23 protein-coding genes are annotated in these 24,073 nt (G+C 48.2%); 10 read left to right on the plus strand and 13 right to left on the minus strand.

Annotation, left to right across the window (positions count from 1 at the left end; genetic code table 11):
- Together Mpt1_RS03330 and Mpt1_RS03335 are read right to left on the minus strand one after the other, a co-directional pair.
- Entirely contained in the window at positions 1-2,904 is a 2,904-nt protein-coding gene (locus Mpt1_RS03330) for a UvrD-helicase domain-containing protein (protein WP_048112136.1), read from the minus strand.
- Positions 2,897-5,566: a PD-(D/E)XK nuclease family protein gene (locus Mpt1_RS03335; RefSeq protein ID WP_048112138.1), complete on the minus strand. Its 2,670-nt coding sequence runs from the start codon at positions 5,564-5,566 to the stop codon at positions 2,897-2,899. The genes Mpt1_RS03330 and Mpt1_RS03335 overlap by 8 nt, the downstream gene beginning before the upstream one ends.
- Positions 5,567-5,655: 89 nt before the next feature.
- Here Mpt1_RS03335 and Mpt1_RS03340 point away from each other — a divergent pair, with 89 nt between their 5' ends.
- Positions 5,656-6,213: a 3'-5' exonuclease family protein gene (locus tag Mpt1_RS03340; protein WP_048112140.1), complete on the plus strand. Its 558-nt coding sequence runs from the start codon at positions 5,656-5,658 to the stop codon at positions 6,211-6,213.
- Here the strand turns inward: Mpt1_RS03340 and Mpt1_RS03345 are convergent.
- Together Mpt1_RS03345 and Mpt1_RS03350 are read right to left on the minus strand one after the other, a co-directional pair.
- Positions 6,210-6,650, minus strand: a complete 441-nt coding sequence (locus Mpt1_RS03345) for an Rcat domain-containing protein (protein ID WP_048112142.1) — start codon at positions 6,648-6,650, stop codon at positions 6,210-6,212. The genes Mpt1_RS03340 and Mpt1_RS03345 overlap by 4 nt on opposite strands.
- Positions 6,647-7,084, minus strand: coding sequence for a PaaI family thioesterase (locus tag Mpt1_RS03350; RefSeq protein ID WP_048112144.1), 438 nt, complete (start codon positions 7,082-7,084; stop codon positions 6,647-6,649). The genes Mpt1_RS03345 and Mpt1_RS03350 overlap by 4 nt, the downstream gene beginning before the upstream one ends.
- 86 nt (positions 7,085-7,170) lie before the next feature.
- On the opposite strand from Mpt1_RS03350, the gene Mpt1_RS03355 reads away from it, so the two are divergent.
- On the plus strand, positions 7,171-7,392 hold the full coding sequence (locus Mpt1_RS03355) for a DUF2188 domain-containing protein (protein ID WP_048112146.1): 222 nt from the start codon (positions 7,171-7,173) through the stop codon (positions 7,390-7,392).
- A gap of 12 nt (positions 7,393-7,404) precedes the next feature.
- Positions 7,405-7,803, plus strand: a complete 399-nt coding sequence (locus tag Mpt1_RS03360; RefSeq protein WP_048112148.1) for a hypothetical protein — start codon at positions 7,405-7,407, stop codon at positions 7,801-7,803.
- A 107-nt stretch (positions 7,804-7,910) separates the two neighbouring features.
- On the opposite strand, the gene Mpt1_RS03365 is transcribed toward Mpt1_RS03360, so the two are convergent.
- Positions 7,911-9,482, minus strand: a complete 1,572-nt coding sequence (locus tag Mpt1_RS03365) for a DUF4139 domain-containing protein (RefSeq protein ID WP_048112150.1) — start codon at positions 9,480-9,482, stop codon at positions 7,911-7,913.
- Between the two features lie 146 nt (positions 9,483-9,628).
- On the opposite strand from Mpt1_RS03365, the gene xseA reads away from it, so the two are divergent.
- A complete protein-coding gene (gene xseA, locus Mpt1_RS03370; RefSeq protein WP_048112152.1) occupies positions 9,629-10,891 on the plus strand; it encodes an exodeoxyribonuclease VII large subunit in 1,263 nt (420 codons plus the stop codon).
- Positions 10,888-11,118 carry an exodeoxyribonuclease VII small subunit gene (gene xseB, locus Mpt1_RS03375; RefSeq protein ID WP_048112155.1) on the plus strand — a complete coding sequence of 77 codons (231 nt, stop codon included), beginning with the start codon at positions 10,888-10,890 and terminating at the stop codon, positions 11,116-11,118. Before xseA ends, xseB begins: the two co-directional genes overlap by 4 nt.
- Here the strand turns inward: xseB and Mpt1_RS03380 are convergent.
- Together Mpt1_RS03380 and Mpt1_RS03385 are read right to left on the minus strand one after the other, a co-directional pair.
- On the minus strand, positions 11,108-11,965 hold the full coding sequence (locus Mpt1_RS03380) for a DUF4435 domain-containing protein (RefSeq protein WP_048112157.1): 858 nt from the start codon (positions 11,963-11,965) through the stop codon (positions 11,108-11,110). The genes xseB and Mpt1_RS03380 overlap by 11 nt on opposite strands.
- Positions 11,955-12,998 carry an AAA family ATPase gene (locus Mpt1_RS03385; RefSeq protein ID WP_048112159.1) on the minus strand — a complete coding sequence of 348 codons (1,044 nt, stop codon included), beginning with the start codon at positions 12,996-12,998 and terminating at the stop codon, positions 11,955-11,957. Before Mpt1_RS03385 ends, Mpt1_RS03380 begins: the two co-directional genes overlap by 11 nt.
- 93 nt (positions 12,999-13,091) lie before the next feature.
- On the opposite strand from Mpt1_RS03385, the gene Mpt1_RS03390 reads away from it, so the two are divergent.
- The gene (locus Mpt1_RS03390; RefSeq protein ID WP_048112161.1) at positions 13,092-13,931 is read left to right on the plus strand and encodes a tetratricopeptide repeat protein; all 840 of its coding nucleotides are present in this window, start codon (positions 13,092-13,094) and stop codon (positions 13,929-13,931) included.
- Here the strand turns inward: Mpt1_RS03390 and Mpt1_RS03395 are convergent, their stop codons facing one another.
- The 5 genes from Mpt1_RS03395 to nadA form a co-directional block, all read right to left on the minus strand.
- Complete coding sequence (locus tag Mpt1_RS03395; protein WP_148305818.1) at positions 13,932-15,443, minus strand: TrkH family potassium uptake protein; 1,512 nt, start codon at positions 15,441-15,443, stop codon at positions 13,932-13,934.
- A gap of 2 nt (positions 15,444-15,445) precedes the next feature.
- Positions 15,446-16,798: an NAD-binding protein gene (locus tag Mpt1_RS03400; protein WP_048112164.1), complete on the minus strand. Its 1,353-nt coding sequence runs from the start codon at positions 16,796-16,798 to the stop codon at positions 15,446-15,448.
- 109 nt (positions 16,799-16,907) lie between these two features.
- A complete protein-coding gene (locus Mpt1_RS03405; protein ID WP_394295793.1) occupies positions 16,908-17,567 on the minus strand; it encodes a peroxiredoxin in 660 nt (219 codons plus the stop codon).
- Positions 17,568-17,707: 140 nt separating this feature from the next.
- Positions 17,708-18,298: an MBL fold metallo-hydrolase gene (locus Mpt1_RS03410; RefSeq protein ID WP_048112169.1), complete on the minus strand. Its 591-nt coding sequence runs from the start codon at positions 18,296-18,298 to the stop codon at positions 17,708-17,710.
- A 14-nt stretch (positions 18,299-18,312) separates the two neighbouring features.
- On the minus strand, positions 18,313-19,212 hold the full coding sequence (gene nadA, locus Mpt1_RS03415) for a quinolinate synthase NadA (protein WP_048112171.1): 900 nt from the start codon (positions 19,210-19,212) through the stop codon (positions 18,313-18,315).
- A 52-nt stretch (positions 19,213-19,264) separates the two neighbouring features.
- Here nadA and Mpt1_RS03420 point away from each other — a divergent pair, with 52 nt between their 5' ends.
- The 4 genes from Mpt1_RS03420 (at position 19,265) to Mpt1_RS03435 (ending at position 22,720) form a co-directional block, all read left to right on the plus strand.
- Positions 19,265-19,642 carry a dihydroneopterin aldolase family protein gene (locus Mpt1_RS03420; protein WP_048112174.1) on the plus strand — a complete coding sequence of 126 codons (378 nt, stop codon included), beginning with the start codon at positions 19,265-19,267 and terminating at the stop codon, positions 19,640-19,642.
- A 63-nt stretch (positions 19,643-19,705) separates the two neighbouring features.
- A complete protein-coding gene (locus tag Mpt1_RS03425; RefSeq protein ID WP_048112175.1) occupies positions 19,706-20,251 on the plus strand; it encodes an NTPase in 546 nt (181 codons plus the stop codon).
- Positions 20,251-21,363: a tRNA (guanine(26)-N(2))-dimethyltransferase gene (locus tag Mpt1_RS03430; RefSeq protein ID WP_048112177.1), complete on the plus strand. Its 1,113-nt coding sequence runs from the start codon at positions 20,251-20,253 to the stop codon at positions 21,361-21,363. The genes Mpt1_RS03425 and Mpt1_RS03430 overlap by 1 nt, the downstream gene beginning before the upstream one ends.
- 46 nt (positions 21,364-21,409) lie before the next feature.
- Complete coding sequence (locus Mpt1_RS03435) at positions 21,410-22,720, plus strand: adenylosuccinate synthase (protein WP_238603152.1); 1,311 nt, start codon at positions 21,410-21,412, stop codon at positions 22,718-22,720.
- On the opposite strand, the gene Mpt1_RS03440 is transcribed toward Mpt1_RS03435, so the two are convergent.
- Positions 22,721-23,992, minus strand: coding sequence for a UbiD family decarboxylase (locus Mpt1_RS03440; RefSeq protein WP_048112178.1), 1,272 nt, complete (start codon positions 23,990-23,992; stop codon positions 22,721-22,723).
- Positions 23,993-24,073: the final 81 nt, after the last annotated feature.

Genomic DNA, 24,073 nt, shown 5'->3' on the forward strand with positions numbered 1-24,073 from the left:
TCAATCCTGTACGCGCAATAGGGCAATATACTCTTTGACTCTATCAATGATCATTTCCTTGGGTAGAGGATCGAATTCGACTGTCCTTTTCTTGGAAACATAATCGATAATACATTTTGCGGGTTTGCCATAATATTCGGATGCCGCATAAGCATATACGCTCAGCTGTATCTTGTATTCTCCCTCGTTCGATCGATCCTCGTCGGTCTTGTAATCATGTATCTCTATCGCATCGGGCTTCAGGACAAGAAGGTCTATCACACCTTTCAGAGTAACGTTGAATTCGTTGACCGGGAGTGAACATTCCACTTCTGGGAATATCATACCCGCTGCCTCGGCAGAGGCGATGATCTCTTTTATCACAGGTATCTCCGTATGGTCATCGTTCACATCATGGCGTGTTGCCATCGCATGTGCCAGATCGTGTATCTTTGTTCCATATTCCCTGCCTTTTCCAGATACTTCGTCCACGTCGTTATCAGGATGCATCGTGCCTCCGAAACGCATTATGTCATGCACTCCGATATTGATCCTTCTCTGAACAAGATCCCCGACCGCCGGGGCCTGTATCAGCTCGGACTCGACCCTGAGATCCATCTTTGTGATGTCTCCTGAACCGCATTCCCTTACCCGTCCTTTAGAAAGATGTTCAAAGAAGGGTGACGGCTTCGGTCCGGATATGACAGTAAGATACTGTTTGGCTCTGGAGACCGCGACGAACATCAGCCTTCTTTCTTCGCTGTAATCTGCGGTCAGCGTGTGCTTTGCCAGAAGCGTCCTCCATGAGTTCGTTATCTTCGAATAATCGTTCCCGAAAGAGGAAACATCTTTCTTGCACCTTATTCCTGTTTTTTCATCGAATGAATAAACGGACATATCGCGCGGCCTCCCGGGCATAACGCTTTGATCCACGCCGGCGATTATCACTATCGGGTATTCCAGCCCCTTGGATTTGTGCATGGTCTGGATCGTTACAGCTTTGCGGTCCAGCATACCGTCGACCGGATACTCTGTATGATCGTCTATGTCCTTTTCGATCATGCTTATGACATCGGAGATCGTCAGAAGCGATTCCCTGTGGGATGACGAGACCACCGAGATTATTGTTTGGGTTATGTCATTGTTCAGGCCGTAGAATGCGAATATCGATGATATCAGGTCGGTGATGCGTCTCTTTTTCCTTAAAAGCGTATCTCTCATTTTTGAGAATTCCTGCGGAGGATCCTCTCTCATCTTCAGGATATCTTCCAGAGAATAACCGGCATCCGCCATGATCGGACCTATTCCCCATTCGTCCCTCCAGTTGTTTATGTATTTCAACCAGGCAAGTGCAAGTTTCCCCTCTCTCGTGCACATCACTTCAACGTCGCCCTGGAGAAATGCCGGTATCCCGGATGCGGTCGCTGCCTCGCTTATGGTGCGGCACAGATCGGTCTTCCTGCACAATACCGCAATATCGCCGAAATCTGGTCTCCTCTCGACGCTTTTCCCGTTTATTTTCTCATGTATCTTATAATCACCGCTTACATAACCCGCGATCGTCCTTACGACCTCGGCGGCCTCGTCTTCTCTGGCCTTTGTCGAAACGAATTCTATCTTCGTATCATTGCCGATGTCGTCCCTTTTTGCGGCGATCCTAGTTATATCATTGTTCAGTTTATCGGTGTCGATGAACTCGTCTTTCTTTGCGGGAATATATAAGGAGTCGTAAGCTGCGTCGACTATTGACTGCGAGCTCCTGTAATTCTCATTGAGAGATAGTTTTCTCACTTCCGGCATCATGAACGGGACCCTTACGGTATCATCATTCAGTATCCTCCTCAATGCGGCCACTCTGTCCTCGAAATACAGGATATTGTCGATAGAAACATGCCTGAACCCGTATATTCCCTGTTTCCAATCTCCCACTACGCAGAGGTTCGGTTCCTTGAGCAACATCAATGCGATCATCAGCTGGTTCTCGTTGGTATCCTGGAACTCATCTATCATCAGATACCTCACGGACATCCTTTCCCTTACTCCCTTGTCGCTGTAAAGGACGATAAAAGCGAAAGATGCCACAAGACCGTATGTCAATCTGTCGTCGTCTATACATGCTCTGATGTATTCGTAGTAGATGTCGTGGATAAGTGCCAGGATATCGGCCCTGTTCTCTTCGGCGGCCTCCTTGATCATTTCATCCGGGAGCGGTTCCTTCTCCGAAACACCGTATTTATCGAAGAACGCCCGGTCGTCAGCCATTTTTTCGCGGAGGAACTTTGACAGCTTGTAACTCCCGTTTGAATTTGTTTCTCTGTTCAAAGCCGAAAGCGATGCATATATCTCATCGGGATGACCGGACAGTTTTTTCCCGTCGTCGCCCCCGAACCACCCCTTCCTCAGAGGAAGTATGCCTCTCGACATAAGTTCGTTGATTATTCCGTAAAGATCGGGGACATTCTGAGATGCTATGACCCCTTGCGTTCCGTATTCATTAGGGCGGGAGATCATGAACCTGTCGAAGAAGTCCGTGAAATACTCAATGTTCAGTGTGTTGTTCTCGACGAGCGACGCCTTCCTTGTGAGGATTTCATCCATTCTGAAGAACCTGCTCACGGTCTCCGGAGACTCCATTACCACGGAATAACAGAAGGAATCGAAAGTGCTCGTTTGTATGAACTTTGATGACCCCGATAACTCCGTGGCGGCCATCCTGCCCCTCACTCGTTCTTCCATCTCGCTTGCGGCGTTCCTTGTGAAGGTCAGAAGGAGGACGTCTTTTGTGCCTATGTTCTCTTTTCTGAGAATATTCATGAATCTGTCAACTATCGTATGTGTCTTGCCTGTCCCCGGCCCGGCGTCAACCACGATCATGCCGTCCAATGCCTCGGCGATAGCTTTCTGCGAGGGGTTGAGTTCACTCATCTTTCTCACCCGCATCGATCTCGGTTTTATCTCTGGTGCAGGCTTTGAAAAAGTCGCACTTATTGCAATTCCGCCTCGGTTCCGCAGGGAAATCCGTATACTTCAGGACCGACGCGCGGCTGTGGTCCTCATCTATGCGCAAAAGGAAATTTTCAAGGGTGTCCGACGGGACAATGACCTTATTCTCGCTGGACAACATGCCTTCCGATATTATGTCGGAAAGTTTCTTCAACGCAGCGGATATGTTCTTCCTGTTGGTCGCTGTGTCATTCATTCCCAATGTGTTCAGCAGCGATGATATCAGAAGCTCGTTGTCCTTCCACTCTTTACAATTATCCTCTCCCGACTCGAACGCTTTGTTGACGAATGCGGTCCACCCTTCCCTGACCTTTGCGTATGATTTCCCGAAATCATCCTTTGCGTCCGAATTCGGATCGGAAAGGAACTCCCGCATATCCTCTTTCAGAAGGTGGACGTCGCAGATGTTCTCATAGATTGTGAAATCATCATCGGTGACGGATCTTACGTCGTTCGCTGCGACATAAACTAAACTGAACCTGTACGGCGGCGGAGCATTCTCCCTCAGAAGCGAGAGGTATATCAGCGGCTGGAATTCAAAGAAATCCTGTCTCTTTGATGTGTTCATATGCTTCATCACATCGGCGGGTCTGCTTGCCTTCCCGGTCTTATAATCTACGATCCTGCTTCCAGTCACCAGATCGAAGTTGCCTGACAGAGGATGTACGGAAGACGCAAATGCCGTCTCGGTCATGCTGCTGTATTTTTCGCATTTGTTCATTTCCATGAACATATTCTTGTATTTTCTTTTTGAATTGTCCATGTCGAGAGGGACACTCTCGATCTTTAGAGAATCTACGAAACGCATGATGTTGGTCATACATATCCTGATCTTGCTCCAGTCGATGTCCTGCATCTGCTGGCTCGACAGCCCCGAGTACTTCTCGCGTACCATTTCCGTAAAGTCGTAGATCTTTCCCTCTACCAATTCGGGATAACAGAGATAGAACTCGGCGAATTGGTGAATGATGTTCCCTAACATAGTTTGCTCGGAGTCGGGCATGTGTATGAATGACACGTACATGTATGCGCGGGGACAGGCGAAATAATTGTTATATGTGGTTTTGGAGAACTTCCATTCTTTCGACTCGGCCGCATCGACGATCTCCTCTCCCCTTGAGACCGGTTCATCTGCCGTAGGCGACGTCCACTGTCCTTTAACGACCTTTTTCGACACTTCATCGAATGTTGATACGACAGCGGGGACTTCCCCGGGAACTTTATCATATTCTTTTATCTGCTCGAACACCGGACAGGGGGTCGATTCTTTGCCGTTCCTCATTGAATTGACCGCATACACTCTCGAAACGCCCTGCTGCAGAAGCACAGAGAATCTGTACATGTTGACCTCTGCCTCTGCCTCCTTGTCGACATATTCCTTCCCCACCGACACATGTGACCACTCCGGCCCCAGTCCGAGATATATTACGAACGGCCTGTCCACATACATTGATTTCAAACAGTCTGCGAGCAGAACGCCCTTCTTTTCTTTATCCGGGATCTCTTCGTTATGGCGCAGATCATCTATGTTGTTGACCGCATAGGTCAGCTCGTTCACCAGCCTGGATGTTATCTTTACATCTTTCATCCTCATATCATCGAGAAGCATAGTTATCTGGGGGCGGTGGACGCTTCCGACCACTTTTTCGCAGACCTCTTGGAATGTCATTTCTCTGATATTCTTTGCAATGAGTGTGAGCTCTTTCTGCCTCCCTTCCAACAAGGGTTCCATTTTGTAAAGAAGATATTCGTCCTCTCTCTGATTGAAAAATCCTTTGTAGCCCGAGAACAGCTCCCTTACATGCCTCACTCTCAGTGTCTCATACGACAGCGAAACCGTTAGGAATTGAATGTAATCTCTGACCTGAGAAAGGTCTTTCACCGACATTGTGTTCTTGAACGGTATGTCTTTTCTGTACAGGGCCGCCCTTACCGCATCTGCGATCGGCCCGGATGTATCCATAACGATCGCGGTATCGTTCGCCGTTTCCTTTGTTATCAGATCGACGGCGTTCTCGGCAAGCTGCCTGTCGTTCCCCACTTCATAAATGATGTCGATCTCATAGTTTCCGTCAGTGAATATCCCTATCTCGATATGATCCTGAGGAATGAAGTGCTTATCGAGATCATCAAAAAAATCCAGGCCGATGACGGCCACTTTCTTCCCTTCGAAGAACCTGCCTTTCTCCGGGATGTATGAGTCCATCATCTTCTCTACTGTCTGCAGTCCCAGAAAGGAATCGTAGACCTCTCTTGATGACTTCGTGTAAAGATATTTTTTTACTTCTTTTTTGTATTTCCTTATGTTCCTTATGTTCTCAAGTTCGCTGTGTATGTATTTGAGACTGAATCCGGTTTCGTTAGCGATCTCGGTGATTATCTGCAGGTCGCTAAGAGCACCCGTTCCATAGAAAGGAACGGCCTCATTATCCGCAACATGTCTCGGAGTATAAGCGAATCCTCCTATCCTCGGAGTGTCTATCTTCGCATTAAGCGCTGTCGCGAGAGCGGCGTCGTTGGTCAGGACCACATCAAACCCTTTGACCTCTTCGTAAAGCTCATCGATGCTCTTTGCGCGGCGCATGTTCCGAACACGCCATAAGAATATTTATACTTAAGATAGGGGATCGAAAGCGGCGAAAGTACAATTATACCGTCCACATAACAGATGCCGTGGCAGACGATATATTCGTAATACAGGCGCTCCCGACCGGCCCTGACGGCTATCCTTACGATGAGATAGCGGACATAGCCATCTGCAAAGTGGATCTTAAGAGCGGTACATATCAGACGGTCTACCACAACATCATATCTTATGATCCGAAACAGCTGGGAAAGAAGAAGCTCGATTATCTTGCTGCGGTGGGGAAGATATATGCCGAAGATCTCTACGCCGGAGACCCGGAGAAGAAAGTGACGGGAGAAGTATCGCAGATGATCGAAGGGAACAATGTTGCCGCATACGACGGCAAGCATGAGTTCGGTAGATACATGACATACGGCAACTGGGGCCTCACGCACCGTACCTCGATCATGCCGTCGGTCTCGGCGAAGATGCCGATCAGCCTCAAATGCAGGTTCCCTTCGGACGAGCCCATCACAATAAGAAAAGCTTACAGAAGGCTCTTGAGGAACGACCCCGCTTGCATCGGAACAGGGAGAAGAGCGATACATCTGGCACAAATGACATCAGAGCTCATGATACATATGAGGGGCAAAGGCAAATATTAAAATTTGAGTATCCTGAAGACCGAACCGAACACGGTCTCGATGAATGCTGCCGCTGCCGCCGAGGCATAGAGAAGGAATATTATCACGAGCACAATGAACAACAGAACGGCGGACAGGAAGCCCGAGCTGCTCATTATATATAACAATGCCAAGAACGGCAGGAACAACGCCAGCCCTATGGCCAATATCCAGTATCCGTTCTTGTCCCTATGGTCCAGATATATCATACCGAGACCGAGGAGGCCGAAGAATGGAGGTATCACGGCAAGCAGCACTGCGACTGTAGGAGGTTTTCCGGATTTCTCTTTCTTATCCTCTTTGATAACATATTCCGGGCTCAACGGCTGATCGCGCGGTATCTCTTTGAAACACTTCTGGCACGTCAGACTGTTCTTTTGAATATATTCTCCGCAGTGGGGGCATTTGTTCGTGCTCATCTCTTAGGCCTCTCGGTGATGAAACCGATACAGGCAGCCGTAGAGATGAGTTTGCCCTCAGACCAAAGGTACACATCGACGGTCATCAACGATCTGGATCTATTGATGATCTTTGCTTCGGCTTCAATGACGCTTCCGAAGCACGGGCGGTGGTATATGATATTGCATGAAAGACCGACCGTGCGGACATCCATGTTGCATATTACGGCGAACGTTTGGTCCATAAGACCGAATATTGTCGCGCCGTGTACGACGCCGTTGCTGTTCAGATCCTGAGGGGTGACCGTCTTCTTCATCCACACAGATTCTTTGTTCGCACTGACAAGCTCTATGCCATTCTCCACCGCATAGGGTGTATTGCACATCTCAAGAAGGTTATCCAGATGTTCGTACAGTTCCGGATCCACCAGCCTGCGCAGGGTCTCCATGTCCATATATCGTGTATATTATGGGTCATATTTAACTAAAACACAAGAATTACGACCGCATCTTAATAAATATGCAACTGCAATTCATGAATATGGCATCAAAACTTGGATCCGCCGAAAAGAAGGGCAAGGATCAGTATGTTCTGCCCCATCCGGACGGCGGATGGCAGGTAAAAGGCGAAGGTAATTCCAAAGCGACCGTAAGGACCAAAACGGAAGAGGATGCTATAAGGGTTGCAAAGGAGATCGCCTGGAATCAGGGTTCTAAGTACATTCCGTATGAAAAGAACAAAGGTTTGTTAAAAAGAAAATAACGAGGAATAATAATGGCAGAGAAAAAAGAAAAAAAGAGCGTAGGCTCGTCGCTGCTGGGTGGGATAGTTATGACAATAATACTGGTCATTATAGTGCCGGTAGTATTGGGCTTGATCATACAGCCGATCGTTGAAAATGTGATCGATAACACGACGTTTCAGGGACTGTCGTCCGGAGTGATCGTCGCTATCATAATGTTCGTCATATTGATAATATTCATGCTGCTCTTGGGCGGCGGAGCGATCCTCAGGAAGTATGGGGTCATCGGAATAGCCGGATTGATAATAGCATACATACTGCTCGGCTACTTTGTGAACCCGGCCTTCTACACCGGATGGATATTGCCGGTGATAATCGTCTGTATCCTCGGCGGCATATCCTTCCTGCGTGACAAAAAGAAAGGGAAGTAAGAAGTAAGAGTCGAAAACCGTTTATCGGGGGGTTCACCCCCCGATGTTTTATTTTTGTCCTGAACGGCAGGGTTGCGCGACTGCAGCGGCTATATCCTTATGCCTTCTTACTCCAAAAGAACCGTAGTGTTCTTCGGGCTGGTCACAACGTACTTCACAGAGGCTGACTTGGACTCGGAGGGCTTCAGCGTGAATTTCCACGTCAGTGTGCCTGTGTCCTTGTCCAGATCGGCACCCGAGACCTCCGTTATGTCGACCGTGATCTGTTTGTTCACCGAAACAGGGACCTGGTCCAACATTTCTATCTCGATCGGAACGGCCTTCAGGTTGCGGGCGGTAAGCTCCCACTGGCGGGTCTGCTTTACGTTACCACCTGTGAGGGTTTTTGCTGTGAAATCCTTGCCGCGAATGCGCGTTACGATAACAGATTTATCCACACCCAGCGACAGGTCTATATTTTCATCGGCACGGCGCGGGTCGATGTATGCTTTACCGACATACCTGTTCTCAAAGAAGATGGACGCTTCCCCTGCGATGAGATTCAATTGCTCCCATCCGCTGACAGCCGCCAGCAGGAATACTTCGCGCTCCAGCTTTCGGATGCTGTAATAGCGGTACTTTGCGGGCAGGGAATGTACGGTTATCTCCACATCCTGCCCGCCGTCGCCGCTGGCGACGGTATATGGGGCGGTGATGTTGTATTCCACGCTTGTCACCGATTCGGTCACGGTCACAGACGGTTTGTACTCTTCGCTCACTTGGATCTGGATATCTTCTAACGGATTGAGGCTGTGCTCGCTTTTCATTTTCATAGCCGGTGCCGCATTGAACGCTTGGAATTGGCTGTGCTGTACCTCCCTGTAGAAGTCAATGTACCACGGGTTCAGCTGCGGGCAGACGCCGCCCGCACGGGGGTTGCCAGTGGAAAGGGTCATCTTGACCTCTTCCCAGTTCTCACCGGAATGTTGGGACACCTTGGCCTTATAGTGCAGGGCAATATTGCTGTTCGTATCTTTCGCACGGATGTCGTAGGACGGTGCCCAGCTTGCGTCAAAGATGAAATATGACAGTGTCAGTTCTTTCCCGGCAGAGTTCCCATCTGCGGCAAGGGTAACGGTGATCTCGCTCACCGGTTCCGAACGTGTGCCGGTATATCTGCCAAGCTGAGCCTGTATCGAGTTTATCTCTTCATTCAGCTCTTTTATTCTTAGGTTGCAGGCCATGCGACTTTCCCGAACGGCGGCCATTCTTTCATTGTAGAATAAAATGGCGGCCTTGAGCTCGTCTGCTTTCAGCCCCGATTCTGTTCCGGCAAGTTTTCTGTTCTCTGCGAACATGTTCTCTTCTAACTGCCCCAGTTCTATCTTGTTCCATTCATTTTGGCGATCGTTGGTCAGAACATCGAGCTTCTTTTGAAGCTGTGTGATCTTGCCGGAATAATCCGCTGTTTGAAGATAGTTGACAGCATGCTCCACAGAATGAATGACTATGCCTTCTCCTGCAGAGACCTGAATGCTTTCCGGCTGCAATCGCCCGGGGAGCTTTTTAAAGACATATTTCTGCGCCCCTTGCGCCGCAGGCACGGCGCATTTCCGGGTTATCTGAGCTCCGGAGAGGTAGACAGTCACGTCGGTGATGCGGCTCTCGATTGAAGTTGGTGTTTGTTTAGCGTTATTCATTAACTCATCCCTCTTTATTAGAGTATTATAATGTTATAAATTAAAATAAGTTTCACCGCAACCAACTCACTGTGTATTTCGTCTGTCCCGAACGGAGCCTGACGTGCAACAGTAAATAGATTAAACCTTAGATACATCGGGATTTCATGGCGGAGACGATAACTGTAACTCAATTGAATACGAGGGTCAGATCCATACTGTCCGAGTCTCCTGCTGTTAAGGACATCTGGGTCATGGGGGAGATATCTAATTTAAAAAAATATCCTTCCGGACATTATTACTTCACGCTCAAGGACAGCGGCAGCGAGATCCGCGGCGTCATGTTCAAACCGTCGCGCGGAAGGATAGATTTCGAACCTCAGGATAACATGAAGGTCTCTGCTTTCGGAAGGGTCGATCTTTACGTTGAGAGGGGGTCGTACCAATTCATTGTGGAGACCATGCAGAGGTCAGGCGTGGGCGATCTGTACCTTGCGTATGAGGCACTGAAAAAGAAGCTCGAAGCAGAGGGTCTGTTCGACAGTTCAAGAAAAAGGAAGCTGCCGCTTTATCCCAAGGTGATAGGTGTTGTGACATCTCCCACCGGAGCCGTAATACATGATATTATCACAACCTCCGGCCGGCTCTTCCCTGCCGATATCCTCCTATACCCTGCACAGGTGCAGGGTAAGGGTGCCGCCGAATCCATTGTCAAAGGGATCGAGTCTCTTAACAAAGAAGGCGTGGACATTATCATTGTGGGAAGGGGCGGGGGGTCCATTGAAGACTTATGGGCGTTCAATGAAGAGGTCGTCGCAAGAGCTATAGCATCTTCGGAGGCCCCGATCATATCCGCCGTAGGGCATGAAACAGACTTCACCATAGCCGACTTTGTCGCTGATGTCAGAGCTCCTACGCCGACTGGTGCCGCAGAGCTTGCGTTAAGAGACCGCAAAGAGGTTAACAAACATCTGGATACCGACATGATCAGACTGAATAAATCACTCTTGAGAGTATTGGATCGGATGCATTATCGGTTCAGGATATTGGATTCTAAGCTTGATCCTAAACGCGCTGAACAAAAGGTATCGATGCATTCGATGAGACTCGACGAATTGTATTCGAGGATGAACTCGGCGCTTATCGGAAAAGCTGAGACCTCTCGGAGAAGGTTCATAAAGGCCGATTCAAAAATGGATACCAGGATCCAAAGGATGCTTGAGAACAGCAATAAGGATCTTCAGAGGTACTCCGAAAGGCTCGAAAGCATAAACCCGATGAAAGTACTGGACAGAGGATACGCGTTGGTCACCGATTATGACGGTACAGCCCTTACTTCTTCAAGGCAGGTTCATATCGGGAAGGAAATCAACATAATACTGAAAGACGGAAAGGCAGAGGCAAAGGTCAAGAAAGTGGAGATGAGATGATGGAAGCAGATGAAATGACATTCGAAGAAAGTCTGAGGACGCTAGAGCAGCTCGTGAATGAATTGGAGATGGGAAATCTGGAGCTCGATAGGGCACTGGAGATCTATGAGAGGGCGATCGCTCTGAGAGATCACTGCAGAAAGATACTTGACGAGTGCGACAGAAGGGTCCGGAAGATGATCGAGACATCTGAAGGAATTAAAAAAGAAGATCTGATCATTGATTGATCCACAGAACAAAACCGTTCCTCGCAGACCATTTGACCGTGTCTTTGTAAAGATCCGTATCCTCGAAGTAATCCAGCCCGAACGCCAGCCGCAGTGCGCCGCTCACCTGACCATCCTTTATACCCAGGCAATTATATGAACCGAATGCGTTCTGTAATCCTATGGTCAGTATGGCCACTGCATCGTGCCCCCTGACCGCTATCCATGGATCGTCAAGCAACTCTTCCCTCTCGAATATCTTATCGGCAAGATCCTTTTTCCCAATGCTTTTGTTTACGGACTGTGCAAAAACCGAATTGATCATCTTCATTATGTCTATAGCCAGCGTCTTTTTGTTTATGAAATAAGAGTAGTCCATATCCTTAAAATATAATCCGATCCCCTCCGTCATTGAGATGAACATCAACAGTCCGATCGGATACGATGATCTCGCAATGACCTCTCTTATCGATCCGTACTTCTCTTCGAACTTTTCTATTTGCTCCGGTTCGGAATACTCTGCCAGCAGATCGTCAAGGGCGCCGGAGCTCATCATCATGGCTTCCAGATCCCTTTTGTCGGAAAAGAAGATCGGCGGGTTGACAGTCATACCCAAAAGCCTGTCGATATCTGCATCCACAATCCCGATCACTTTTTTATCATTCCTTTTACCCCATACCTCGGCAACGGATCTCCTGACATTATCTTTGGAGTGGGCGATGATGATCTTCACATCGTCCCTGTCAATGAATTTACCGAACAAACGGGAGTCGGTCACACCTTCCACGACTACGATCGGCCCCTTGTGTGACGATCTCAGCATTGAGACGGTGTTAGCTATATCGAATGAAGTAAGATCATTTATCATTTTCAATCCTCAGCTCAACAGACAAATCCCATTTGTCATGTATCACCTGAGGTGAGTGGGTTGCGACGATCACATGCAACCCGCGCAGTTTGGCTATATCGGAGAATGTCTTTCCGAGGCTCTGCTGCCATGCCACGTGGAGGGATATCTCAGGTTCGTCGATTATCACCAGGGACTTGTGCTTTGCAACGAAAAGGAACAGATAGAACATTATCAGGATCTGCTTCTCCCCCGAAGACAGCTTATCTATCGGCAACGCAGCGCCGTTGTCCATTCTGACGCTCAGGATGCTTCCTTCATTGAAGTAGATGTTTTTCCTTACCAGAAGATCGTTCACAATATCTACATAAACAATCGCTGACTCGGCAAGTTCGTAATATTTGTTGATATATTCTTCCACAGAGAATGCCAGATCCTCGTAGTCCTGCCTGTGCTTCATTATCTCGAACCTTGTGGGTGGGAATCTGCGCCCGGATGGCATATCCGGTTCCATCCCTGCACGCTTCATGAAGTCCAGCTTTGCCTTGAGGTCCTTGCTCCAGAATTCCAGCTCAGCGTCGTTATATTCTTTCCTGCCCTTTTTCGGGACGCTTGCGAGCTTGTTGTCTTCTTTCGCGTCTCTGAGCTTTTCCATCAAGCTTTCCATGTATATGTTTAATGCTGGCCTGAGCTCTCCGCACCCCATGATGATCGATCTGTCCGGCGAAATATAGAGCACATCCAGTATGCTCTTCAGATCTTCCGGCTGAATTTCCTCTTCCAGCTCGTTCTTCTGCATTTGTAAGAGCGGTTGTTCTCCGTCATTCTCAACTATGAGGGCGGTGCCGTTGTCGAACCTCAGATCCATTCTCTCAAAGTTGACGTTCCCCACCTCATCAATGTTCCCTTTCAGGATATCATTGATAAGTTTCATTATTGTGGATTTTCCATATCCGTTGAGCGAATGGATGAACGTTATGTTGCTGTCGCTGAGATCAATCTCGTAGCTATATTCGCCGAACAGGCCGTATATGGAGAATCCTTTGAGCATCATCTGACCATACTATATCTTCATGATAATATTTGAATCCATCAATCAGGCATTTCAGACTCAATCTTTATCATTATCAAGGAGATATACAAATAAATGGAGAAAGAGAAAGTTCTGAAAGAAATACAATCCAGCATACGGGCCGGCAAAACTGACCTGGCATCGATACAGATCCGGGAAATGGCCAATAATTTCTCTGATGACCCGTTCACGTTGTTGACCTGTGCATCGCTTTTGAAGGTCATTGGGGATGAGAAAGGTGCAAAAAAGATCGTTGACGGCATCGTCGGCAATATAAAGGACGAGAACAGGCTTGAGGTTTCCAAAGGCCTGCGTGGTATTGGTTACCCGGCTGAGGCAGAAAAGCTGCTTGCTGATGTCCTCGGAGGCGATGATATGTTCAGAGAGATTATGCTTGTGTCCTTTGATCTTGGAAAATATTCTGAGTGCACCGCATCATATGGGAAACTGTCAACCCCTACGATCGATGACACTGCGATGATGATAGATTCTGTTTCCGCAAGCGGCGATCACAACCGCGCGGTGAAACTGGCAAAAGAACTTCTCGCCGAAGCGCCTGATGACCTGAACGTGCAGAAATGCTACTGCTCGGCTATGATATCCGCAGGTATGTCGAAGGAAGCGGGTAAGTTCGTAAAGGACAACCTAAAAAAGAATAAGAGCTCATCGGATGCAGATGCCTTGGCGTCATACTTCCTGTGGATCGAGGGGAAATCAAAAAGTGCCGGCGCGTATGCATCGAAAGCGATCAAGGCGGATCCTGAGAACACAATGGCGATGGAGATACTGGCATATTGCCTCGTCGAGAAAAAAAAATTACAAGAAGCAAAGATCGTTGCCGGCGCCATCAACGAGAAAAGACCGGGCGACCCGGCAGTGGTAAGGATATTGGACGCCTGCAGAAACGCCGATTGATCAGGCCTTCCCTCTTTTTGCCCTATTCCCCTTTATGTCCATTGCTAGATCTGACCAGAACGTCTTGGTGAATAGCAATAGTGCGATAATGACCTCCAAACGTCCCACCCACATCATAAATGCCATGAATATCTTTGTCGCATCTTTGAGTTCCATAAATGTGGCTGTGCCCATATTCACACCTGAGTTGCTTATAGCCGCTACCGCCAAGCCCGTAGACTCCGAGATGCTCAGGCTCGGTTCCAATATGATAGTAATGAGCAACGAAACAACGACTGTGCCTATGAACATAGAGATAACCAACACCGCCGATACGACCGCATCGTTGTTCACGGACTGGTTGTCCATCTTCACGTCTTTGACCGCAAGGGGGTGGAACATTTTGTAGACACCGTTCGTGATGTAAGATTTGATGATCAGGAACCTATAGATCTTGATCCCTCCCGATGTGGACCCGGACATGAAACCGGCCAGCATGACCAACCAAAATACAACATAGGTGGCAATAGGCCAGAACGGTTGATCCACAACTGCGTACCCTGTTGTTGTTCCGAAGGACACCACTGTGAAAAGAGTATCCCAGAATGTGCCGCCGATGTCTGATATCTGCCCGTTGCCGATAGCGAAAATAATTGCCATAATTATCACAGTTGAAGCTATGACACTGATGACCGTCCATATGAACTCCTGACTGGTCCTGTATGCGGACAGTTCCCTTTTGTATATCGCACGGTAGTGCAGATAGAAGTTCGTACCTCCCAAGAACATGAAAGCGAGAACGATAAATTGTACGACAAAAGAATAATCTGCCATGCTTCCGTTTGCCATGAATCCTCCGGTTGATATGGTCGAGAACATCGTCGTCACCGATTCGAAAACACTGACCCCGCTGATAACAAGCAAAATAGCCTCTACTGCAGAAAGAAGAACATATATCGCAACGAAATTGCTGACCGCTCCGCTTATCTTCATCGAGAAATTGTACGACTCTGAGCCTGCAAGTTCATTATTTAAGAAGGCTTTACCTCCCAATCCCATCATCGGGATCAAATACAGGAAAAGTACGATGATAGCCAGACCGCCGGCCCATTGCGTGAATGCCACCCAGAAGACCAGGCTGTGCGAAGATATCCCATTCATTATGGATGCGCCTGTGGCAGTGAATCCGCTGATCCCCTGGAACAGGGAATCCACAAAGCTCATGCCGTACAGATAGAGCGGGACCGCACTGACAAAGAATGCTATCCACCAAACAAGGAATATCATCATCAGACCGCTTGCCGGCCTCAGAGTTTGTCCGCGTTTGAAAAAAAGATACTGGAACGCGCCCAATATCAAAAGGATGGGCGCGGGCACAATGAAGACCATCGGGTCCTCATCATACATAAAAGCAATGACCGCAGGCATCAGCAATGCCATACCCAGCATCAGCTCCACCAATCCCAGCACCTTGACGGTGCTGCTTTCCCATATAGCAATATTCTTAATGCGGAGTTTCAGCGTATGGAACATGATCACAGCTCCAACGGCTTGCTGCTCCCGAACATTCTGTTAAGCTTGACCGGGTTGGCCATATGAGTAAATACGAGCACTCTGTCATTTTCCACAAACTTTGTGTCCATGCGGGGATAGATGGTCCTGTTTCCTCTTTTGACGGCCGCTATTTTGACCCCATCCGGTAGATTGATGTCACCCAGACGGTTGTCGAGCAGCGGCGATCTCGAGCCCACAACAACACTGAAGAAGAACTCTCTGTTACCTTCGGTCGCCAATATTGCGTTGTCGTCGAAGATCAGGTTCTTCGTTATCTCGTTATAGATAATGCGGTGGTACCCTATGATCGATTCTATCCCGGTGTATCTGAATATCTTTTCGTATTCCTCGTTAGAATATTTTGAAATTATCTTCTTCGTTCCGAATCTTAGGCCTGCGATACAAGCAAGCAGGTTACGTTCATCCACTTGCGATGCGGCGATTATCACGTCCGCCCTTTGAACATCTTCCGATTTCAGCACTGCGACATCGATGAAGTCCCCACATACAACAGTGACGCCATCCAGTTCTCTCGCGGCGAACCTGCTGCGGCCCTCATTGTTCTCAATTAACTTTACCAGCCTTTTCTTGTTGCTCTGTGCGAGCCTTTTCGCCGTCTCCATTCCCACTATGCTTGCGCCGAGGATCACGAACTCCTTTGCCTCTCTCTCGACCCCGACCAATTTGTTGAATAAAGTGATGGATTCGGGAGAACCTATCACTCTTATTCTGTCCCCGACATGTATCTCCGTCGTCTCATTGTTCAATATCACATTCCCTTCGCGGTTGACAGCGATGATGTTGCAGTCAGCCGGTTTATCAATGTCGAGAACCACCTTTCCTACAAGTTTGTGTCCTTCTCCTATCCTGAATGTCGCGAGATCTATGTTCATTCCGGGAAGGCGGTCATAGGTAATCGCATTCTCCAGAACAGCGAGCTTTTCTATTTTTTCGGACGTGATGAGTTCGGGCGAGATCAGAATGTCTATTCCTTCCAGCCCTTCTTTGGATGTTTTTACGGTAAAGTCCGGATCCCTCAGGCAAGCGACCGTCTGGATGGTTGGTTTTACGCGTTTTGCCATCAAGCATATGAAAATATTGTGGGCGTCGTCTGGTATCGCAGATATTATTGTATCCGCATCGATCCTTTTGATAGCAGCCTCTATCACTCTCGGATTGCTGCCGTCCTCATGCAGCACCGATGCGTTCAGCAACGCTTTTGCATTCTCCGCCATTGTGGCGTCCTTCTCAACTATCAGAACATCATGCGACTTGGAAAGCGCCTTTGCAGAGGTGAAACCTACGTTGCCTGCTCCGACTATCACTACCTTCATAGCAATGCCTTATTTGCCCCTACATCTCTGAGAGGTTATATTTGTAACGTTCAAAAACGACGTTTTCTTAAATAAAATAAATTGGGGGCCGCTTTCGCGGCATGTTTGTTTAAGATTCTTTGTTGAAGCACAGGAACCAGTCGAGACAGTACTGTTTCCCGGAAAGCTGCATCCTCTCTTTCGCCAAACTCATCGTCTTTGGCGGCGGTATGATGGTGTCCTGACCGGGCTTCCAGTCCATTGGTGTGGCGCACTTGTCCTTATCCGCTTTCTGGAGTGCCATAACTGCTCTCTTTATCTCGTCGAAGTTCCTTCCCGTGCTGAGCGGATAATAGATGATCAATCTGATTATTCCGTTCGGATCTATTATGAATACTGCCCTTACGGCCTGCGTGTTCGACTGTCCGGGCATGATCATGCCGAATTTGTTCGCAACACTCATTGATATGTCTTCGATCAGAGGGAACTGAACGTCGACATTCTTCATGTCCTTCCACGTGAGCTCTTTGATCCTTCTCAGCCACGCAATGTGGGCGGATATCGAGTCCACCGATAGCCCAACGAGCTGGACGTTTATGTCTGACAGCTCCTTGGATCTGTGGGCGAAGGTCATGAACTCTGTCGTACAGACGGGGGTGAAGTCCGCCGGATGGGAGAAGAGGATGATCCATTTGCCTTTGCTTGTGAAATCCTGAGGGAATTTGATGTTCCCCTGGGTGGTCATAGCTTCAAACTCTGGGCATTTGTCCCCTATCAGGGGCATTTGCATTTTTGTTCCATTATCGCACATTTTTTAAAAACCTCCTTATTTGAATTCATTTAGATTATTGCAAAGATAAATACCTACCGAATTTAACAAATAATCAGTATTTAGGGGGGGAGACTTTTTTGATGTCATTCTGTCCGTTTTTACAGAACTATCTCTTGCCCCGGTTCGACTATCAGTTTGTTCGGCGCTTCCCATCTCTCTGCCTTTTCATGGTCGAACAGTTCACCGGGTTTTACATGGACGATAATGTTATGCTTCGCACCGATCAATTCGGCGCATTCCGCAGCCTCTTTCAGTCCCATGTTGAATTTACCGTCGCCGCAGAGTATCGCATAGTCAAGCTTCAATGCGGCGAATGTTCCCATCTGTTTTGTTTTCGAGGTATCGCCGGAACCATATATCTTGATCCCGTCGATCCCGACAATGTAACCGACACATTTCTTTGGGCTGTGCAGCAGATTCTTCGCTTCCACAGACGCAATGGTTATCCCGCCCAAATCAAAACTGTTATGTTTTTTTCCTTCAAGCGCCTCAACATTGGTTATTATTCTGCAGCTTGACTTCTTCGCACATAACTGTATCTGATTGTGGTCCGGGTGATCATGGGTTACCAGTATCAGATCGGCAGGGGCGTCGTACCCCTCGCCGGCATATGGATCGAAGTACACGACGCGTCCGTCATTCGCTGTCAGTCTGTAGCTCCCATGCCCCTGATAAAGTAACTTTGTCATTTTTCACCTCATTCTCATTTGATGTCGATCATTTTTTGTACAGGGTTCCTTGCTTTTTCCAAGATATCTCTGCTGAGTATTACCTCTCCTGTACCGTGCTCAAGTGCGCGGAGTATCGATTCCGGTGAGGGCATCTTCATCGTTGTGCACACTGCACTTTCTGGGAAAAAGAACATTTTTCCGGGGTTCTCTTTCTCCAATCTGTACTTCATCCCCACCTCCGTCAGAATTATGAATTCCTTTTCATTTAGGGTCTTGGACATTTTCAGTATCGCCTCTGTTGAGCCCACGTGATCCGCGAGTTCGAGCACCTCCGCCCTGCATTCCGGATGAGCCAGGATCAATGCGCGTGGGTGTTTTTTCTTAAGGCTGTTGACCTGCGAAACGGTTATCCCCTGGTGGATGGGACAGAAACCATCCCATAGTCTTATGTTGACCCCGGTGACCGATGAAGCATAGGCTCCGAGGTTCTTGTCGGGTACGAAGAGTATGTCGTTCCATTTGACGGACTCCACTATTTTCACCGCATTGGATGATGTGCAGCATATATCCATCTCTTTCTTTGCTTCCGCAGAGCTGTTCACGTACCCTATTATCAAAAACCCGGGGTTACATTCTTTGAAATCTCTGAGCTGATCTCCGGTACACATAGCGGCCATCGCACAGTGCGCATCCGGCTCCGGTAAAAGCACCGTCTTGTTCGGGCTGAGTATCTTTGCCGTCTCCCCCATGAATGAGACCCCGCAAAAGACGATTATGTCTGCATCGGTCTTCGAGGCTTCCATTGATAGTCCGAGGGAATCTCCGACATAATCAGCCAGGTCCTGTACCTCCGGTAAAGTGTAATTATGAGCCAGGATCACAGCGTTCTTCTCCTTTTTCAACCGCTGTATCCTCTCTGCAACTGAAACCATATGCAGGGGTAAACAGAACATCCTTTAAATCATGTGCGCACTACACTTGCCGATGAAGAGCAGGGAGGAGCTTGCGGCGGAGAAATTCAAATGCTCCACAAAAGAACGAGCATTGTTCGAGGCCGGCATCAAAATGGGCACTATATACCATCAGTTCGTAGGTATGCCGCTTAATGAGGACAGCATTGAGTCGCTGGAAGATGCTATCGAAAGGGGCGTACTTGTACAGCCCTACGTGGAAAGCGTGAAAGTAAGGATAGACAGAAGCATTTTCGGCCCTAAAAAAGATGAGTACTCCTATCGTTCGCTGACCGGGGAAATGCTGGATGTCGTTTTGGTTATAAAAATTGATAATGTACGTGTAAAAGCCGAGATGAGATATGACCCTAAGCTGAATTATCCGCTCATGTATATTTCTGATGTCGAATAAATCTGTCTCCTCCATTATATATATGGCCTATACCATACAGTCTTTCTTGCAGGAGGTGGAAAGTTGATTAGCGATATAAAAATCGGTATCACGGGTCTTCCGGGTTCCGGGAAGACGTATGCTCTTTTGAGAGTAATTGAAATGCTCAAAGACGACGATTTAGTTATCGGTGGGATGATCGACGAACCACTTACTGACGGGAAACGAAGAACGGGGTTCTCCGTTAGGAATATTCTTACAGGCGAGTCCAAGGTGTTCGCCAGTGTGGAGATCGAAAGCAAAATAATGATCGGCAGGATCGGAGTGGATCTCACAAAATTCGAAGAGGTCGGGATCTCAGCAATAAAAGTAGCATGCGAGAAGTGCGACATTATAGTTATCGATGAAGTGGGAAAGGTAGAGGTTGAGAGCCAGGCATTCATCGATGCGGTGAAAGAAGCACTTGATGTGAACAAGCCCATGATACTGACCTTGCATAAAAAATCAAGAAATCCGCTTTTGCAGGACATAAGGAGAAGGGATGACGTGAGGGTGCTGGAAGTCACTCCCACGAACCGCAATATCCTCCCATACAAGATCCTGCGTCTGATGAACGGTGAAAACGTCTGATGCCCTCGGGTATTGAGATCACTGAAGGAAGAACAAAACTTCTTGTCCCCGAATCGCACTCTCTTCACGGTCCCGGAACCAGGACCGCCAGCGTGTTCTTCAATGAACAGATGGCATTCGGAAGGGACATTTCGATAATGTTCCTGAGAGCTTTGGATAAAGGGCAGATAAGTGTCGTTGATGCTATGAGTGCAACAGGAGCTCGTGCAGTGAGGATCGCAAACGAGGTTGCCGGCACATCAGTAACAGCCAATGACATCGACCCAAAAGCGATACCTTACATCGAGCATAACATCTCGCTGAACGGCCTTTCCAACTGTGTCCCGTCAAATAAAGACCTCCACATTCTTTTCGCCGAATCATCATTTGATTACGTGGACATCGATCCCTTCGGGTCTCCGACCCCCTTCATACAATCTGCGATAAGAGGGTGCAGAAAAAAAGGAATACTCGCGATAACAGCAACCGACACGGCACCACTCGCAGGCGCACAGGTAGGGAAATGCAGAAGAAGATACCAATCCGAACCAATAAGGGGATATATGTGCCATGAGAGCGGGTTACGCATTCTAATGTGCAACATCGCCAAAGAACTGGCAAAATTCGACAGAGGAATGAAGCCTTTACTCTCATTCTATGCCGACCATTATTTCAGGGTCTATGTTCAGGTCGAGGAGGGTGCCGCCCCGACCGATCGGTCGTTAGATCAGATCGGCTATCTCCACTACGATCCGAACACGCTTGGGAGATCGGTCTCCAAACATCCGGATGCGACATTTGATAAGGGTCCATTTTGGATCGGTCTGCTTCACGATAAAGCGCTTCTCGCAAGAATGAACACCGAAGGAGCGGAAAAAGAGAAACGCTGTATAAAGATGCTTGACCTTTGGAGGAACGAGCTTGACGAACAGGTCTTTTTGTATGACATAAGCGAGCTGTCGTCGTTCACAAAATTATCCCCGCCGAAGATAGAAGCTCTGATCGATGCTTTGAATGAAAGTGGAAGAACGACCCCGACACATATGAGCCCCACCTCATTCAAGACAGAGCTGGTCCCTAAAGACGTGATCTCAATTTACAAAGAAAACAGCCCGGACAGTATCAGGCAATGAATGTATAACAACATTTATAGCACTAAAATGACTGAAGAGACCTGGTGTGATTTTGCCGAGTCTTGCGATCATTGGAGCACAGTGGGGCGATGAAGGGAAGGGAAAAATAACAGATTATCTTGATAAAACAGCAGACCTTATCGTACGTTTCCAAGGCGGCAACAATGCGGGACATACCATAAAAGTCGGAGATACCGTATTCAAGCTTCACGGCCTCCCTTCCGGCGTTGTAAGAAAAGGAAAGCTTGCCGTGATAGGCAACGGCACCGTCGTCAACATGGACGAACTTCTGGAGGAGATGGAGCAGGTCTCGAAGGCGGGAGGGTCCCTTGAAGGATTGAGGATCTCCGACAGGGCTCATTTGATCATCCCGCTTCACAAGAAATTAGATGGAGCAGAAGAGAAGTACCGCGGCAACAAGGTCGTGGGAACAACAAAAAAAGGCATCGGACCGGCATATCAGGACAAGGTTGCAAGACTAGGCATACGCGTCGGAGACCTTTTGGAAGACAAGACTCTGAGAGATAAAGCCGATTTCTTTTTGCCATATAAAAAAGACCTCCTTAATATGCTTGATGCAGAACCATGCAATTGCGACACCGATATGCTGTACAACAAACTGAAGGGTTGGAGCGAGAAAGTGAGCATGTACATCTGCGATACATCGGTCCTTATCAACGAATCTTTGGACGAAGGGAAGAAGGTCCTTTTCGAGGGGGCGCAGGGGGCGATGCTGGATATCGATCACGGCACTTACCCCTATGTTACTTCTTCATCGACCTGCGCCGGAGGAATATGCACCGGTGCGGGAGTGGCGCCCAATCGTATCGATAAAGTGGTAGGCTGTCTGAAAGCCTACACCACACGTGTAGGCGAGGGTCCGTTCGCAACTGAACTCAAAGGGAAGGAAGCTGAGGAACTGCAGAAGAAAGGCGGGGAGTTCGGAGTGACCACCGGCAGAGGAAGGAGATGCGGATGGCTGGACCTGGTCGTTGCGGAGCACGCATCCAGATTATGCGGATTTAGTTCTTGGGCCATAACGAAATTGGATGTTCTCAATGACTATGCCAAACTCCCGGTATGCGTAGCATACAAAATAGACGGCAAAGAGACAAAGTACTTCCCGGCTTCGATAACAAAGCAGGAAAGGGCGGTCCCGGTATACAAAGTAATGAAGGGTTGGAAGAGCTGGAACGACACGGAATCCGTAGTTAAAGGAGGATATGACAGCCTTCCGAAAGAGATGAGAGCATACATCCAATTCATTGAGAAGGAAACAAAGCTCCCTGCCGACATCATCAGCGTGGGTCCGGATAGAAAAGAGACGATAGACAGGAAAAAAGATTGGTGGGCCTGATCATTTACGAACGGCGACCTTTGCTTTTTCATAGAGCTTTCTGTCTCTGTTCAACGGGATCGTTGCATCATATCCGACCTTCCATGTTGTGGTATCGCAGCTTGGATCCAACGACGAACCGGCAGCGCCGGGTATCTTGATTATCCGGTCGCCCTGCATTCTGGTGGCCATCGCCCACTCCACTTCCCTGTCGTTGAATATATCGATGTCATCGTCGACAACGATGACCTGTTTCATCGAGGTGTGGCCGGAAAAGGCTGCCAATATCGCATTAACGCCGTCGCCTTCCTTGTTCTTCGCGATGGATACGACCCCATTGAGCCAGCAGCACCCTCCTTCGGTCAGACGGACGTTCTTTACCCTGGGTACTGCCTGCCTTACGGTCTTGAGGATGACCGGCTCCCTCGGGAGCCCCATGAACAAGAAATGATCGTTCCCTCCCGGAAGCAGCAGGTGGAATATCGGGTCTTTGCATGACCACATCTTTTCTATTTTGATGACCGGCTGATCTCTTACAATATCATATGTGCCGGTGATGTCCACAAACGGGCCTTCCTTTGTCGTTTCGAACGTTATCTTCCCTTCGAACACATAATCGCTGCTCGACGGAACTAACAGTCCGTTGTCACACTTTCCCACCTCTAAGGGCTTGCCGTGGCCTTTTTTCATCATCGCCGAAGCTATCATCAGTTCATCGGATCCGAAGTCTGTTGAAACGGCAGCGGCGAGAAGGACCTCTGCCTGAAGACCCACACATATCGAGATATTGAGCTCTTTGCCGTCCTTTTTTGCTTCATTGTATAATGTGAAGAGGTGTCTCGGGACCAGCCTCACCGCGATGCGGTCTTTGTCCATTATCATCATCCTGTGGAAGGAGACATTCTTCTTTCCTTTGTATTCCGCAACTATCACGCCAGACGAAATGTAACGGCCTCCGTCCTCAGGGTAATATTTCGGGATCGGAAGGGACATCAGATCCACTTTCAGCGAATTTTGTTTGAATTCCGGGTTCTTCACTTCTTTTACATCACATGGGGATTCGAGTGCCGACAATATGTGTTCGACAATACTGTCGGGCCGGATGTTCATCGCCGCTGCGACCTTCTTCCTCGTCGAGAACACGTTGCCTGCGGCTTTTTTTCCGTTGACGTTCTCGAACAATACGGTCCTTTCCTGATCTTCTATCAGCATTTCGGTGATCTTGCTTGAATCTTGGTCCACTTTCTCTTTCACGGAACAGACGTTTTCTCTCAGAAAGTCCCTTATAGGCATATTTTACCGTAAGCGATTCACCCTTATATTATTAGCCCGAAGCGGAAACACAAATGAACATCATAAATATTCGAAGTAGAA

The organism is Candidatus Methanoplasma termitum (assembly GCF_000800805.1).
GTDB lineage: Archaea > Thermoplasmatota > Thermoplasmata > Methanomassiliicoccales > Methanomethylophilaceae > Methanoplasma > Methanoplasma termitum.